Genomic DNA, 13,598 nt, shown 5'->3' on the forward strand with positions numbered 1-13,598 from the left:
GTTCGATCCCGTCATCACCCACCAACTACTTTATGTAGTCTCCGCCGTGTAGCAAGAAATTGAGAAGTGGGTGATTAGCTCAGCTGGGAGAGCACCTCCCTTACAAGGAGGGGGTCGGCGGTTCGATCCCGTCATCACCCACCACTCGGGGCGTTAGCTCAGTTGGTAGAGCAGTTGACTTTTAATCAATTGGTCGCAGGTTCGAATCCTGCACGCCCCACCATCTTAATGGTGGCTCCGAGTAAAAATCTTTCAGGCTGCACCCGAATGGGTCGTTAGCTCAGTTGGTAGAGCAGTTGACTTTTAATCAATTGGTCGCAGGTTCGAATCCTGCACGACCCACCAGTGTAAAAAAGCGCCCTAAAGGCGCTTTTTTGCTATCTGCGATTCCATTCCTGTCTCTTTCATTCTCTAGCATTCCCGGCGTCGCTGACGCTTGGCCAGACTACGTTTGTATTTGCCTGTAGCCCGGACGAGGTGCTACGCACCGACTCCGGGGAAGGGTGCAAAATTCACCACGACTTTTTTCATAGAATCGGCTATCTTGTTTAGCATATAAAACATATTGCCGTGGTAACGGCGAATCTTCGCCGAATAACCGTTTATTTCGTTAAGCCAGTAAAACGAGAAGCATGATGAGCGTGATGTTTGATCCAGAAGCCGCAATTTACCCGTTCCCGCCGAAACCTGTCCCGTTGAGTTTCGATGAGAAGCAATTTTACCGCGAAAAAATCAAGCGGTTGCTCAAGGAACGTGATGCCGTCATGGTGGCGCATTATTACACCGATCCTGAAATCCAGCAGCTTGCGGAGGAGACCGGGGGCTGTATTTCTGATTCCCTGGAGATGGCACGTTTCGGAGCGAAGCATTCTGCCTCAACCCTTCTGGTCGCTGGCGTTCGTTTTATGGGTGAAACGGCAAAAATCCTCAGCCCTGAAAAAACGGTTCTGATGCCAACGCTGAATGCCGAATGCTCTTTGGATCTCGGTTGTCCGATTGAGGAGTTTAATGCCTTTTGCGATGCCCATCCAGACCGTACCGTGGTGGTCTATGCCAACACCTCGGCAGCGGTAAAAGCACGCGCCGACTGGGTGGTCACCTCCAGCATCGCTGTCGAGCTGATTGAACACCTCGATAGCCTGGGAGAGAAAATCATCTGGGCACCGGACCGCCACCTTGGTCGCTATGTGCAAAAACAGACCGGTGCCGATGTACTTTGCTGGCAGGGAGCATGTATCGTCCACGACGAATTTAAAACCCAGGCCTTAAGCCGAATGAAATCGCTGTACCCGCAGGCTGCGGTGCTGGTGCACCCGGAATCTCCACAGGCGATTGTAGATATGGCCGATGCCGTCGGTTCAACCAGTCAGCTGATTAATGCCGCCAAAACGCTACCGCATCAGCAACTTATCGTGGCAACCGATCGCGGTATTTTCTACAAAATGCAGCAGGCCGTGCCGGATAAAGAGCTGTTCGAAGCGCCAACCGCCGGTGAAGGGGCTACCTGTCGTACCTGCGCACACTGCCCGTGGATGGCAATGAACGGTCTGAAGGCGATTGCGGAAAGTCTGGAGAACGGCGGGGCTGCCCATGAAATTCACGTTGATGAACAGCTGCGCCAGGGCGCGCTCGTTCCGCTGAACCGAATGCTGGATTTTGCGGCTACACTACGAGGATAAACCTCTAACGCGCTGGAGTTAAAATGGATTTCTTTAGTACGCAAAATATTCTGGTTCATATACCGCTGGGTGCGGGAGGGTACGACCTCTCGTGGATAGAAGCGGTTGGGACGGTCGCCGGTCTGCTCTGCATCTGGCTGGCAAGCCTTGAAAAGATCGTGAACTACCTGTTTGGTCTGATAAACGTAACGCTGTTTGCGATTATCTTTTTCCAGATTCAACTTTACGCTAGCTTGCTGCTTCAGCTGTTTTTCTTTGCCGCCAATCTGTACGGCTGGTACGCGTGGTCGCGGCAAACCAGTCAGAATGAGGCTGAGCTTCAGATTCGCTGGCTGCCGTTGTCAAAGGCGCTGAGCTGGCTGGCGGCATGCGTAGTGGCGATTGCGTTAATGACGCTCTATATCGACCCCGTTTTCGCCGTGCTTACGCGTGTTGCGGTCAACGTGATGCAGGCAATGGGCGTGAACGTGGTGATGCCGACGCTACAGCCGGATGCGTTCCCGTTCTGGGATTCCTGCATGATGGTACTGTCGATTGCGGCGATGGTGTTGATGACACGCAAATATGTCGAGAACTGGCTGCTTTGGGTCATCATCAACGTCATCAGCGTGGCGATTTTTGCCCTGCAGGGCGTTTATGCGATGGCGCTGGAATATCTGATCCTGACCTTCATTGCCCTGAACGGTAGCCGGATGTGGATGAATAGCGCACGTGAACGGGGTTCTCGCGCGCTGTCCCATTAGTGGTGGTGATGATGCCCGTGTTCGGAATGCGCCTCGTTAAGGTGGCATTCCGGGCCGTTACAGGGCTGGTATTCCATCTGCACCGTCGCATGGTCTATCTGATAGTGTTCTTCAAGGAAATGATGAATACGATCCAGCAGCGCATCGTGATCGTGCGGTGGCACGACCTGAACGTGCAGCGTCATTAAGGGTTTTTCGCCGACTAGCCAGACGTGCACGTGGTGAACATCGCGTACTTCCGGAAGCGAACGGCGCATATTGCGCTTTAACGCGGCAACGTCAACCGACTGCGGTGCACCTTCCAGCAGTTCATTAATACTCTCTTTCAGCAATGACCAGGCGCTGCGCAGCACCAGGCAGGAGACCAGTACCGACAGGATCGGGTCGATAGGCGTCCAGCCGGTAGTCATAATCACTACTGCCGCGATAATCGCGCCGACAGAACCGAGCAAGTCGCCCATGACGTGCAGCGCCGCAGCGCGCACGTTCAGGTTTTTCTCTTCACTGCCGCGATGCAAAATCCAGAAGGCCAGAATATTTGCCAGCAGGCCAGCGACAGCAATGGTCATCATGGTGACGCCAGCGACCGGCTGCGGATGATAGAAGCGCTGCACGGCCTCCCAGACAATCAGGATGATGATAAACAGCAGGGCGATGGCGTTGACGAAGGCGGCGAGAGTGGTCAGGCGCAGCCAGCCAAAGGTATGACGCCCGCTCGGTGGCCGGTTGGCAAAGCGAACGGCCAGCAGCGCAAACAATAACGCGGCTGAATCAGTCAGCATATGCCCGGCATCGGCGAGCAGCGCCAGCGATCCGGAGACAACCCCGCCAATCGCCTCGACGACCATAAAACCAGCGGTGACCCCAAAAGCCAGCAATAATCGACGGGCGTTGCCATCATTCTGCGTGGTGTGCGAGTGTGAATCATGCCTATGCGCCATGACGCTCATCCTTCCCTATTTGAGTGTGACTATCTGACATCATTGCAGATCTTTGCTTTTTCCGCACAGAAATAAGCAACGTAATCCCACGGGTAAAAATAGCGTCTAATGCGATAGGTGATATTGAAATATATTGTTTTTAAATTAATTTGCAGATAATTATGTTTGTAATTGCTGCTTAAACTCTAATTAATTGCTATTAAATTCTAGTTTGTAGGGTTTTTTTAGTCATTATCCGGCTAAAGTGTAAAAGCCAGTTTACACTTTTTGGCTGACGATATAGATTGAAGGGATTGCACCCAATTGTATAAGTATGGCAACACTGGAACAGTCATGAATTATCAGAACGACGATTTACGCATTAAAGAGATCAACGAGTTATTACCTCCTGTAGCGCTCCTTGAAAAATTCCCAGCCACCGAGAATGCCGCCAATACGGTGTCTCACGCCCGCAAAGCGATCCATCAGATCCTGAAAGGTGAAGACGATCGTCTGCTGGTAGTGATTGGTCCTTGCTCTATTCACGATCCGGTTGCTGCCAAAGAGTACGCGCAGCGCCTGCTGAAAATTCGCGAAGAGCTGCAGGGTGAGCTGGAAATCGTTATGCGCGTCTACTTTGAAAAGCCGCGTACCACCGTTGGCTGGAAAGGGCTGATTAACGATCCGCATATGGATAACAGCTTCCAGATTAACGATGGCCTGCGTATCGCGCGTAAGCTGCTGCTTGATATTAATGACACCGGTCTGCCGGCAGCGGGCGAGTTCCTCGATATGATCACGCCGCAGTACCTGGCTGACCTGATGAGCTGGGGCGCGATTGGCGCGCGTACCACGGAATCTCAGGTTCACCGTGAGCTGGCTTCCGGCCTCTCTTGCCCGGTCGGTTTCAAAAACGGTACTGATGGCACGATTAAAGTAGCCATTGATGCCATCAATGCTGCCGGTGCGCCGCACTGTTTCCTGTCGGTTACCAAATGGGGTCACTCTGCGATTGTAAACACCAGCGGTAACGGCGATTGCCATATCATCCTGCGCGGTGGTAAAGAGCCAAACTATAGCGCTTCCCATGTGGCGGCGGTGAAAGAGGGTCTGGCGAAAGCAGGCCTCCCGGCACAAATCATGATTGATTTCAGCCACGCTAACTCCAGCAAGCAGTTCAAAAAGCAGATGGAAGTGGGCGCTGACGTTTGCAAACAGATTGCCAACGGCGAGAAAGCGATTATGGGCGTGATGATTGAAAGCCATCTGGTAGAAGGCAATCAGAACCCAGATAGCGGCGAGCCGCTGGTGTATGGCAAAAGCATCACCGATGCGTGCATTAACTGGGAAGATACCGACGTTGTACTGCGCCAACTGGCGAATGCAGTCAAGGCTCGACGCAGCTAATTCCTTACCTCATTTCGTCTTAAAACCGGCTAACCATGCCGGTTTTTTTATATAAAAATCTCGTAATCATAAAGGGTTATCTCAAGCCCTTAAAAGTTTTGAAATGATTGAGATCAAATTTACACATACATATCGATCGTAATATAAATATTTACATAACGATTGATAATACAAATGAATAAACCTACCCAATTGGCAACGCTGTTGCCGCTACTTATCACTCTGGCGCCGCAAAGCGCGCATGCTAAATCGTCTACCGAAGACACCATGGTGGTGACCAGCCAGCCCGAAGCCGATACTACGCACGCGGCTTCCGGCGCGGGATTTAAAACTAACGATATCGATGTGGGCCCGCTCGGCACCAAATCCTGGGTTGATACGCCATATTCCAGCACCACCGTCACCAAAGAGATGATCGAAAACCAGCAGGCGCAAAGCGTCAGCGAACTTCTCAAATACTCACCCAGTACGCAAATGCAGGCGCGCGGCGGCATGGACGTTGGACGTCCGCAGAGCCGCGGCATGCAGGGCAGCGTGGTGGCGAACAGTCGCCTGGATGGACTGAATATTGTCTCTACGACGGCATTCCCGGTGGAAATGCTGGAGCGATTGGATGTGCTTAACAGCCTGACAGGTGCGCTTTATGGTCCGGCGAGCCCTGCGGGTCAGTTTAACTTTGTGGCGAAACGCCCAACGGAAGAAACGCTGCGAAAAGTCACGTTAGGCTACCAAAGCCGCAGCGCGTTCACCGGCCACGTTGACCTGGGTGGACACATTGATGATGAGCATCGTTTTGGCTATCGCGTCAACGTGCTGAATCAGGAAGGCGAGGGGAACCTGGATGATAGTACGCTGCGCCGTAAGCTGCTTTCCGTTGCCTTCGACTGGAATATTCAGCCTGGCACGCAGCTACAGCTCGATGCCAGCCACTATGAATTTATCCAGAAAGGTTATCCAGGAAGCTTCAGCTATGGTCCCGGCATTAAACTGCCTTCTGCGCCGAATCCAAAAGATAAGAACCTGGCGTTGCATACCGCCGGTAACGATCTGACGACCGATACCATCAGTACTCGACTCATTCACTATTTCAATGATGACTGGTCTGTGAACGCCGGAGTGGGCTGGCAGCAGGCGGATCGCGCTATGCGCAGCGTGTCGAACAAAATCATCAACAACAACGGCGATATTAGCCGCTCGATGAAAGACTCTACGGCCGCCGGACGTTTTCGCGTGCTGAGTAATACGGTAGCGCTGAACGGGCATGTGGATACCGGTTCTATCGGGCATGATGTTGCGCTCTCGACGACGGGCTACGTATGGTCACTGTACAGCGCAAAAGGCACCGGGTCGTCATACAGTTGGGGAACCACCAACATGTATAACCCTTCCTCAATGGAAGAGCTGGGTGATGGGAAAATTCGTACCAGCGGCGATCGCTATAAATCCAGCGTAAACACGCAGCAGAGCATCACCCTGGGCGATACGGTCACCTTTACGCCGAAGTGGTCTGCGATGTTCTACCTTAGCCAGAGCTGGATTCAGGCGCAGAACTACAATAAAAGCGGTAGCAAAACCAGTCAGGTTGATGAGAATGGCCTGAGCCCTAACGCCGCGATTATGTACAAAATCACGCCGAACGTGATGAGCTACATCAGCTATGCTGAATCGCTGGAACAGGGCGGCACTGCACCAACGGATAGCGGCGTGAAAAACGCCGGTCAGACGCTCGATCCTTACCGTAGCAAGCAGTACGAAATGGGTCTGAAGGCCGATGTCTCCGGGATGAACCTGGGCGCGGCGCTGTTCCGTCTTGAACGCCCGTTTGCTTATGTTGACCCGACGGAAAATGTCTATAAAGAGCAAGGTAATCAGGTCAATAACGGGCTTGAGCTGACGGCTTCCGGCAACGTTTGGCAGGGGCTGAATATCTACAGCGGTGTGACCTTCCTTAATCCAAAACTGAAAGATACCGTTAGCAGCGCGACCAGTGATAAACAGGTTGTTGGGGTGCCTAAAGTGCAGGCTAACCTGCTGGCAGAGTACAGCCTGCCATCGATGCCTGAATGGGTGTACAGCGCGAACGTGCACTATACCGGTAAGCGCGCCGCCAACGATACCAATACCGCCTGGGCCAGCAGTTATACCACCTGGGATTTAGGCACTCGATATACCACTAAAATCAGCAACGTACCGACCACCTTCCGCGTAGTGGTCAATAACGTGTTTGATAAGCATTATTGGGCGTCTATTTTCCCATCAGGTACCGATGGCGATAACGGTTCCCCAAGCGCCTTTATCGGCAGCGGCCGCGAAGTTCGCGCATCCGTAACGCTGGACTTCTAAAGGAAAATGGCATGACGATAAGTCGTCTTATCCCCGCGCTAGCCTGGCTGGTGGCGGGGAGCCTGTTTGCTGCCACGCCGCAAAGTGATGTTCGCATTGTCTCGCCGTGGCCAGCGCAAAACACCATCATCGCCATGTTGGGTTACGGCGATAATATTGTCGGGACCTCCCAGGTTGCCAAACGGATCCCGCTCTTTCGCCAAAGCCTACCGCGGATTGACGATGTACCGGTGGTGAGCGTCAACAATGGGCATGAACTGAATCCTGAACGCATTCTTTCGCTTCGCACTCAGCTCCTGTTCGTGCCGAAATCAATGAGTATTCCTCGCCAATCCCTACTGGAAGGCGCGGGGGTTCGCATATTGGCCTTTGAGGCGAATTCGATGGCGGCGCTCACCGCGAGGGTACAGAAAACGGCAGATGTGCTGGGGCCAGATGCCCAGGAAAAAGCCGCACGCTATCAGCACTATTTTGATCATAACGTCGCGCTGGTGGCCTCACGGCTGAAAGACCTGCCGGATAATGAGCGACGCGCGGTGTATCACAGTATGGGCAACGCGCTGACTACCACCGGTAAACCGTCGTTAAATCAGGACTGGATGGACCTTGCCGGGGCCCGTAACGTGGCTGAAAACTGGTTTGCGGCTAAGCCTAATCGTGCCGGTGAAGTCTCACTGGAACAGATTCTGGCGGCTAATCCGGCGGTTATCGTTGCCATGAATAAACGCGATGCCGATGAAATGATGACGTCGCCACAGTGGGCTCAGGTTGATGCGGTGATTCACCATCGGGTGTACGTGAACCCTAAAGGGATGTTCTGGTGGTGTCGGGAGACGAGCGAAGAGGCGTTACAGTTCCTGTGGTTGGCAAAAACGCTTTATCCTCAGCGATTTACCGACGTGGATATGCGCCAGGAAACGCGACGCTTTTATCAGACTTTTTTTGCACTCTCGCTTAGCGACGCGCAAATTGACGAGATACTCAATCCGTCAAAATAGAGGAAATGCCGGATAGCGAAAACTATCCGGCATTGGTGTATTACTTCGCTTTACCCTGGTTCGCTACGGCAGCTGCTTTCGCAGCGATTTCGTCAGCGTTACCCAGATAGTAATGTTTGATTGGCTTGAAGCTCTCGTCGAACTCATACACCAGCGGTACGCCGGTTGGGATGTTCAGTTCGAGGATTTCGTCTTCGCCCATGTTGTCCAGGTATTTCACCAGTGCACGCAGGGAGTTACCGTGAGCGGCGATGATCACGCGCTCACCGCTTTTCAGGCGTGGCAGAATGGTTTCGTTCCAGTAAGGGACGACGCGTTCGATGGTCAGCGCCAGGCTTTCGGTGGTTGGCAGCTCTTTATCGGTCAGCTTCGCGTAACGCGGGTCGTGGCCCGGGTAGCGCTCGTCATCTTTGGTCAGCTCTGGTGGGGTTACCGCGAAGCCACGGCGCCACTGTTTAACCTGCTCGTCACCGTATTTTTCAGCGGTTTCAGCTTTGTTCAGACCCTGCAGCGCACCGTAGTGACGCTCGTTCAGCTTCCAGGATTTCTCAACCGGCAGCCAGGCCTGATCCAGTTCATCCAGCACGTTCCACAGAGTGTGGATGGCACGTTTCAGCACGGAGGTATAAGCAAAATCAAAGCTGAAGCCTTCAGCCTTCAGCAGTTTACCTGCCGCTTTTGCTTCGCTAACGCCTTTCTCAGACAGATCAACGTCGTACCAACCGGTAAAGCGGTTTTCGTTGTTCCACTGACTTTCACCGTGACGAACCAGTACCAGCTTAGTTACAGCCATACTCTCACTCCTCAAGCTTTATTGAATGATAACAATTCTCATTATATTGCCGCGATAGGCTCGACGGCAACGCTTATGCATAACCATAGCGAAAATAGTGCTCCAGTGTAAGGTGCATGTGAATCAGGCGTTATGATTTTGTCTTTGCGTGGCGCAATTTTCAGCGATGTGCCTAAAACTTCGTCGAGAGAGTGGGGAAATACCCGGCGTCGCTTCGCTCGGTCGGGCTACGCGTAGGCCGGATAAGCGAAGCGCCACTCGGCAAAACGTAATATTACAACGCGGTAAACTGATATTCCGTCAGGCTGACATACTCTTCGCCTGGGCGCAGCACGCAGTCCGGCTGCGGCCACTCTGGATGGTTCGGGCTATCCGGCAGGAACTCGCTTTCCAGCGCCAGACCTTGCCAGGCGGCGTAAGGCTGGGGGCTACGGGATAACGTGCCGTCCAGATAGTTACCGGAATAGAACTGAATTGCCGGTGCGGAGGTATAAACCGCCATCTGCAGCTTTTCATCTTCGGACCAAACGTTGGCGACCACTTTACTGGCATCGCCTTTTGCCTGAAGCAGGAAAGCATGATCGTAGCCTTTCACTTTCTTCTGGTCATCGTCGCTTAGGAAATCCTGCGCCACGGTTTTCGGTTCACGGAAATCGAAGCTGGTGTTCGCAACATCTTTCAGCCCATCGTGCGGGATCCCACCCTCATCAACGGGCAGATAAGCATCCGCCAGCAGCTGCAGCTTGTGATTACGCACATCGGTCTGATTGCCGTCGAGGTTGAAATAGACGTGGTTTGTCAGGTTCACCGGACAGGCTTTATCGACGCTTGCGCGGTACTCAATCGAAATACGATTATCCTCGGTGAGGCGATAGGTCGCCTTTGCCTGAAGCTCGCCCGGATAGCCCTGGTCGCCGTCAGGCGAGGTGAGGATGAAAACGGCCTCCGTAGGGTTCTGAGAGGCAATCGCCCAGCGGCGCTTGTCAAAGCCTTCAGGACCGCCGTGCAGCTGATGCTGACCCTGGCTTGGCGCAAGCTCGACCGTCTTCCCGTCCAGCGTATAGCGGCTGTTGGCGATACGGTTAGCATAGCGGCCAATAGAAGCGCCGAGGAACGCCGCTTGCTCGGTATACTGTTCCGGCGACGCACAGCCCAGCAGCGCTTCGCGCACGCTGCCGTCTTTCATCGGAATGCGCGCAGACAAAAGCGTGGCGCCCCAATCCATTAACGTCACCACCACGCCATTGGCGTTGCGTAACGTAATCACTCGGTACGGCTGGCCATCTGCGGCCAGCGCTGGCGTTTCTCTTAGCACTGTCCTGCTCCTTGTGACGGTTTGCAGACGTAGAACGTCTCTTTAATTCCTGTTTTGGCTTCGTACTGTTCGGCCACGGCCTGTTGCACCGCAGGCACCAGCGTTTCAGGGATCAGCGCCACGATGCAGCCGCCGAATCCGCCGCCGGTCATGCGTACGCCGCCCTGGTCGCCGATAGTCGCTTTCACGATCTCAACCAGCGTATCAATCTGCGGCACGGTGATTTCGAAATCATCACGCATGGAAGCGTGGGACTCAGCCATCAATTGGCCCATACGCAGCAGGTCGCCTTTTTCCAGCGCAGCGGCCGCTTCAACGGTACGCGCGTTTTCAGTCAGCACGTGACGCACGCGCTTAGCCACAATCGGGTCAAGCTCATGGGCAACGGCGTTGAATTCGTTGATGGTCACGTCGCGCAGCGCTGGGCGCTGGAAGAAGCGTGCGCCGGTTTCACACTGCTCGCGACGCGTGTTGTACTCGCTGCCGACCAGAGTGCGTTTGAAGTTACTGTTGATGATGACGACCGCGACGCCTTTCGGCATGGATACCGCTTTGGTGCCAAGCGAACGGCAGTCGATCAACAGCGCGTGGTCTTTTTTGCCGAGTGCCGAGATAAGCTGGTCCATAATGCCGCAGTTACAGCCGACAAACTGGTTTTCTGCTTCCTGGCCGTTCAGCGCAATCTGCGCGCCGTCGAGCGGCAGATGATACAGCTGCTGGAAAACGGTGCCGACCGCTACTTCCAGAGACGCCGATGAGCTCAGGCCCGCGCCCTGTGGCACGTTGCCGCTGATAACGAGGTCTGCGCCGCCAAATGCGTTATTGCGTTTTTGCAGATGCTTCACCACGCCGCGTACGTAGTTTGACCACTGCTGGGTATCGTGGCTAACGATCGGGGCATCGAGAGAGAACTCGTCGCTCTGGTTGTCGTAGTCGGCGGCAATCACGCGTACCAGGCGGTCATCACGCGGCGAGCAGCTGATTACCGTCTGGTAATCAATGGCGCACGGCAGAACAAAGCCGTCGTTGTAGTCGGTGTGTTCACCAATCAGATTAACGCGGCCCGGAGCCTGAATAATGTGGGTAGCAGGGTAGCCGAATTTCTCAGCGAACAGGGTTTGGGTTTTATCTTTCAGACTCATTGTTATTCTCCGGACTCGCGAAAGTGGATGTCGCTGACCGCACGCAGGCGTTCAGCCGCTTGTTCTGCCGTCAGGTCACGCTGGGTTTCTGCCAGCATTTCATAGCCAACCATAAATTTGCGCACGGTAGCGGAGCGCAGCAGCGGCGGATAGAAATGGGCATGCAGCTGCCAGTGTGCGTTCTCTTCGCCGTTAAACGGTGCGCCGTGCCAGCCCATAGAGTAGGGGAAGGAGCACTGGAACAGGTTGTCATAACGGCTGGTCAGTTTTTTCAGCGCCAGCGCTAAATCGTCACGCTGCGCTTCGGTTAAATCGGTAATACGCAGCACGTGCGCTTTTGGCAGCAGCAACGTTTCGAACGGCCACGCCGCCCAGTACGGCACCACCGCCAGCCAGTGCTCGGTTTCTACGACCGTGCGGCTACCATCGGCCAGCTCGCGGTTAACGTAGTCAACCAGCATTGGCGATTTTTGCTCGGCGTAGTACTCGCGCATCAGGCGGTCTTCACGCTCAATCTCGTTTGGCAGGAAGCTGTTAGCCCAGACCTGTCCGTGCGGGTGCGGGTTGGAGCAGCCCATCGCCGCGCCTTTGTTTTCGAATACCTGTACCCACGGGTACTGCTGGCCAAGCTCTGCGGTCTGCTCCTGCCAGGTTTTCACCACGGCTTTCAGCGCATCGACGCTCAGCTCCGGCAGCGTTTTGCTGTGGTCTGGCGAGAAGCAAATCACCCTGCTGGTGCCGCGTGCGCTCTGGCAGCGCATCAGCGGATCGTTGCTTTCCGGCGCGTCCGGCGTGTCGGTCATCAGCGCAGCAAAGTCATTGGTAAAAACGTATGTGCTGGTGTAGTCGGGGTTTTTATCACCCGTCACCCGGGTATTACCTGGGCATAAAAAACAATCCGGATCGTGCGCGGGCAGCGTTTGTTTTGCTGGTGTCTCTTGCGCTCCTTGCCAGGGGCGCTTTGCACGATGCGGTGATACAAGGATCCACTGGCCGGTTAACGGATTAAAACGGCGGTGTGGATGGTCGACGGGGTTAAATTGCGTCATGACAAAATCCTTAGTCTGGATATCCCTGAGGATGACGGGACTGCCAGTTCCAGGTGTCCTGCGCCATTTCGTCAAGGTTACGGGTTACGCGCCAGTTCAACTCCTGGTCAGCTTTGGTTGCATCGGCCCAGTAAGCGGGGAGATCGCCATCGCGACGTGGAGCAAAATGGTAATTAATCGGTTTGCCACAGGCTTTGCTGAACGCATTAACCACATCCAGCACGCTGCTGCCAACGCCTGCGCCCAGGTTGTAAATATGTACGCCGGCTTTGTTCGCCAGTTTTTCCATCGCGGCGACGTGGCCGTCGGCGAGATCCATGACGTGAATGTAGTCACGCACGCCGGTACCGTCGGGCGTTGGGTAGTCGTTACCGAAAATGGCCAACGATTCGCGGCGGCCCACGGCGACCTGTGCGATGTACGGCATCAGGTTGTTCGGGATGCCCTGCGGGTCTTCGCCCATATCGCCAGACTGATGAGCGCCCACCGGGTTGAAATAGCGCAGCAGCGCAATGCTCCAGTCCGGCTGCGCTTTTTGCAGGTCGGTCAGGATCTGTTCAACCATCAGTTTGCTCTTACCGTACGGGCTTTGCGGCGTGCCGGTCGGGAAGCTTTCAACGTAAGGAATTTTTGGCTGATCGCCATAGACGGTTGCGGAGGAGCTGAAGATGAAGTTTTTGACGTTGGCGGTACGCATGGCGGCAACCAGACGCAGGGTACCGTTGACGTTGTTGTCATAGTACTCCAGCGGCTTTTGCACGGACTCACCGACGGCTTTCAGGCCCGCGAAGTGAATCACCGCCTCAATGGCGTGATCCTTGAGGATCTCAACCATCAGCGCTTCGTTACGAATATCACCTTCGACGAAGCTCGGCTGCTTGCCGCCCAGGCGGGCGATAACCGGAACGACGCTATGCTTGCTGTTGCACAGGTTATCGAGGATGACAACATCGTGGCCTTGTTGCAGCAGTTGCACACATGTGTGGCTTCCTATGTAACCGCTACCACCTGTAACCAATACTTTCATTTTTAGCTCCGTTAAGCTTATGGCATGGAATAACCTTAGCATAACAGAGAAGCCAAAAGTGTGACATGGGCTAAATTAGTGGAATCGCTTACACTACTTGAATCAGTGCAACAATCTCAGCAGATTGCATTATAAATCAAAGGGGTTAGCTGGGTGGGGTGAAAAAAGTCTGAAAAAGGTGA

Annotated in this window: 11 protein-coding genes and 3 tRNA genes; 8 read left to right on the forward strand and 6 right to left on the reverse strand. The window is 54.1% G+C overall.

Going from position 1 to position 13,598, the window contains the following annotated elements; genetic code table 11:
• The first annotated feature begins 68 nt into the window (after window positions 1-68).
• The 5 genes from RDN66_RS03920 to pnuC all read left to right on the forward strand — a co-directional run bounded on the left by RDN66_RS03920 (window position 69) and on the right by pnuC (window position 2,422).
• A tRNA-Val gene (locus tag RDN66_RS03920) sits at window positions 69-144 on the forward strand.
• Between the two features lie 3 nt (window positions 145-147).
• Window positions 148-223, forward strand: a tRNA-Lys gene (locus RDN66_RS03925).
• Window positions 224-269: 46 nt separating this feature from the next.
• Window positions 270-345: transfer RNA gene (locus tag RDN66_RS03930), tRNA-Lys, on the forward strand.
• Between the two features lie 290 nt (window positions 346-635).
• Window positions 636-1,679: a quinolinate synthase NadA gene (gene nadA / locus RDN66_RS03935; protein WP_035892194.1), complete on the forward strand. Its 1,044-nt coding sequence runs from the start codon at window positions 636-638 to the stop codon at window positions 1,677-1,679.
• 23 nt (window positions 1,680-1,702) lie between these two features.
• Window positions 1,703-2,422, forward strand: a complete 720-nt coding sequence (pnuC, locus tag RDN66_RS03940; RefSeq protein ID WP_202216219.1) for a nicotinamide riboside transporter PnuC — start codon at window positions 1,703-1,705, stop codon at window positions 2,420-2,422.
• On the opposite strand, the gene zitB is transcribed toward pnuC, so the two are convergent.
• Window positions 2,419-3,363 (reverse strand): CDF family zinc transporter ZitB, encoded by a 945-nt coding sequence (gene zitB / locus RDN66_RS03945; RefSeq protein ID WP_202216218.1) that lies wholly within the window; start codon window positions 3,361-3,363, stop codon window positions 2,419-2,421. The genes pnuC and zitB overlap by 4 nt on opposite strands.
• A 333-nt stretch (window positions 3,364-3,696) precedes the next feature.
• Here zitB and aroG point away from each other — a divergent pair, with 333 nt between their 5' ends.
• From aroG to RDN66_RS03960, 3 genes are all read left to right on the forward strand, one after another.
• On the forward strand, window positions 3,697-4,749 hold the full coding sequence (gene aroG, locus RDN66_RS03950; protein ID WP_035892198.1) for a 3-deoxy-7-phosphoheptulonate synthase AroG: 1,053 nt from the start codon (window positions 3,697-3,699) through the stop codon (window positions 4,747-4,749).
• A gap of 174 nt (window positions 4,750-4,923) precedes the next feature.
• Complete coding sequence (locus tag RDN66_RS03955; protein ID WP_035892199.1) at window positions 4,924-7,092, forward strand: TonB-dependent siderophore receptor; 2,169 nt, start codon at window positions 4,924-4,926, stop codon at window positions 7,090-7,092.
• Between the two features lie 11 nt (window positions 7,093-7,103).
• Window positions 7,104-8,090, forward strand: a complete 987-nt coding sequence (locus tag RDN66_RS03960; RefSeq protein ID WP_202216217.1) for an ABC transporter substrate-binding protein — start codon at window positions 7,104-7,106, stop codon at window positions 8,088-8,090.
• Window positions 8,091-8,130: 40 nt separating this feature from the next.
• Here RDN66_RS03960 and gpmA read toward each other — a convergent pair whose 3' ends face one another.
• The 5 genes from gpmA to galE form a co-directional block, all read right to left on the reverse strand.
• The gene (gene gpmA, locus RDN66_RS03965; protein WP_202216216.1) at window positions 8,131-8,883 is read right to left on the reverse strand and encodes a 2,3-diphosphoglycerate-dependent phosphoglycerate mutase; all 753 of its coding nucleotides are present in this window, start codon (window positions 8,881-8,883) and stop codon (window positions 8,131-8,133) included.
• Between the two features lie 274 nt (window positions 8,884-9,157).
• The gene (gene galM / locus RDN66_RS03970) at window positions 9,158-10,198 is read right to left on the reverse strand and encodes a galactose-1-epimerase (RefSeq protein WP_202216215.1); all 1,041 of its coding nucleotides are present in this window, start codon (window positions 10,196-10,198) and stop codon (window positions 9,158-9,160) included.
• Window positions 10,192-11,340, reverse strand: coding sequence for a galactokinase (gene galK, locus RDN66_RS03975; RefSeq protein WP_248537441.1), 1,149 nt, complete (start codon window positions 11,338-11,340; stop codon window positions 10,192-10,194). The genes galM and galK overlap by 7 nt, the downstream gene beginning before the upstream one ends.
• 2 nt (window positions 11,341-11,342) lie before the next feature.
• Window positions 11,343-12,389: a galactose-1-phosphate uridylyltransferase gene (galT, locus tag RDN66_RS03980; protein WP_035892205.1), complete on the reverse strand. Its 1,047-nt coding sequence runs from the start codon at window positions 12,387-12,389 to the stop codon at window positions 11,343-11,345.
• Between the two features lie 10 nt (window positions 12,390-12,399).
• Window positions 12,400-13,416 carry a UDP-glucose 4-epimerase GalE gene (gene galE, locus RDN66_RS03985; protein WP_035892206.1) on the reverse strand — a complete coding sequence of 339 codons (1,017 nt, stop codon included), beginning with the start codon at window positions 13,414-13,416 and terminating at the stop codon, window positions 12,400-12,402.
• Between the last annotated feature and the right edge of the window lie 182 nt (window positions 13,417-13,598).

It is taken from the genome of uncultured Kluyvera sp., from assembly GCF_902485085.1.
Classification (GTDB): Bacteria; Pseudomonadota; Gammaproteobacteria; order Enterobacterales; family Enterobacteriaceae; genus Kluyvera; species Kluyvera ascorbata.

What these genes read in the sequence shown, in the direction of transcription:
- zitB (WP_202216218.1), bottom strand. Translation starts at nt 3,363, where the DNA reads ATGGCGCATAGGCATGATTCACACTCGCACACCACGCAGAATGATGGC.
- nadA (WP_035892194.1), top strand. Translation starts at nt 636, where the DNA reads ATGAGCGTGATGTTTGATCCAGAAGCCGCAATTTACCCGTTCCCGCCG.
- RDN66_RS03960 (WP_202216217.1), top strand. Translation starts at nt 7,104, where the DNA reads ATGACGATAAGTCGTCTTATCCCCGCGCTAGCCTGGCTGGTGGCGGGG.
- galK (WP_248537441.1), bottom strand. Translation starts at nt 11,340, where the DNA reads ATGAGTCTGAAAGATAAAACCCAAACCCTGTTCGCTGAGAAATTCGGC.
- gpmA (WP_202216216.1), bottom strand. Translation starts at nt 8,883, where the DNA reads ATGGCTGTAACTAAGCTGGTACTGGTTCGTCACGGTGAAAGTCAGTGG.
- galE (WP_035892206.1), bottom strand. Translation starts at nt 13,416, where the DNA reads ATGAAAGTATTGGTTACAGGTGGTAGCGGTTACATAGGAAGCCACACA.
- pnuC (WP_202216219.1), top strand. Translation starts at nt 1,703, where the DNA reads ATGGATTTCTTTAGTACGCAAAATATTCTGGTTCATATACCGCTGGGT.
- galT (WP_035892205.1), bottom strand. Translation starts at nt 12,389, where the DNA reads ATGACGCAATTTAACCCCGTCGACCATCCACACCGCCGTTTTAATCCG.
- RDN66_RS03955 (WP_035892199.1), top strand. Translation starts at nt 4,924, where the DNA reads ATGAATAAACCTACCCAATTGGCAACGCTGTTGCCGCTACTTATCACT.
- aroG (WP_035892198.1), top strand. Translation starts at nt 3,697, where the DNA reads ATGAATTATCAGAACGACGATTTACGCATTAAAGAGATCAACGAGTTA.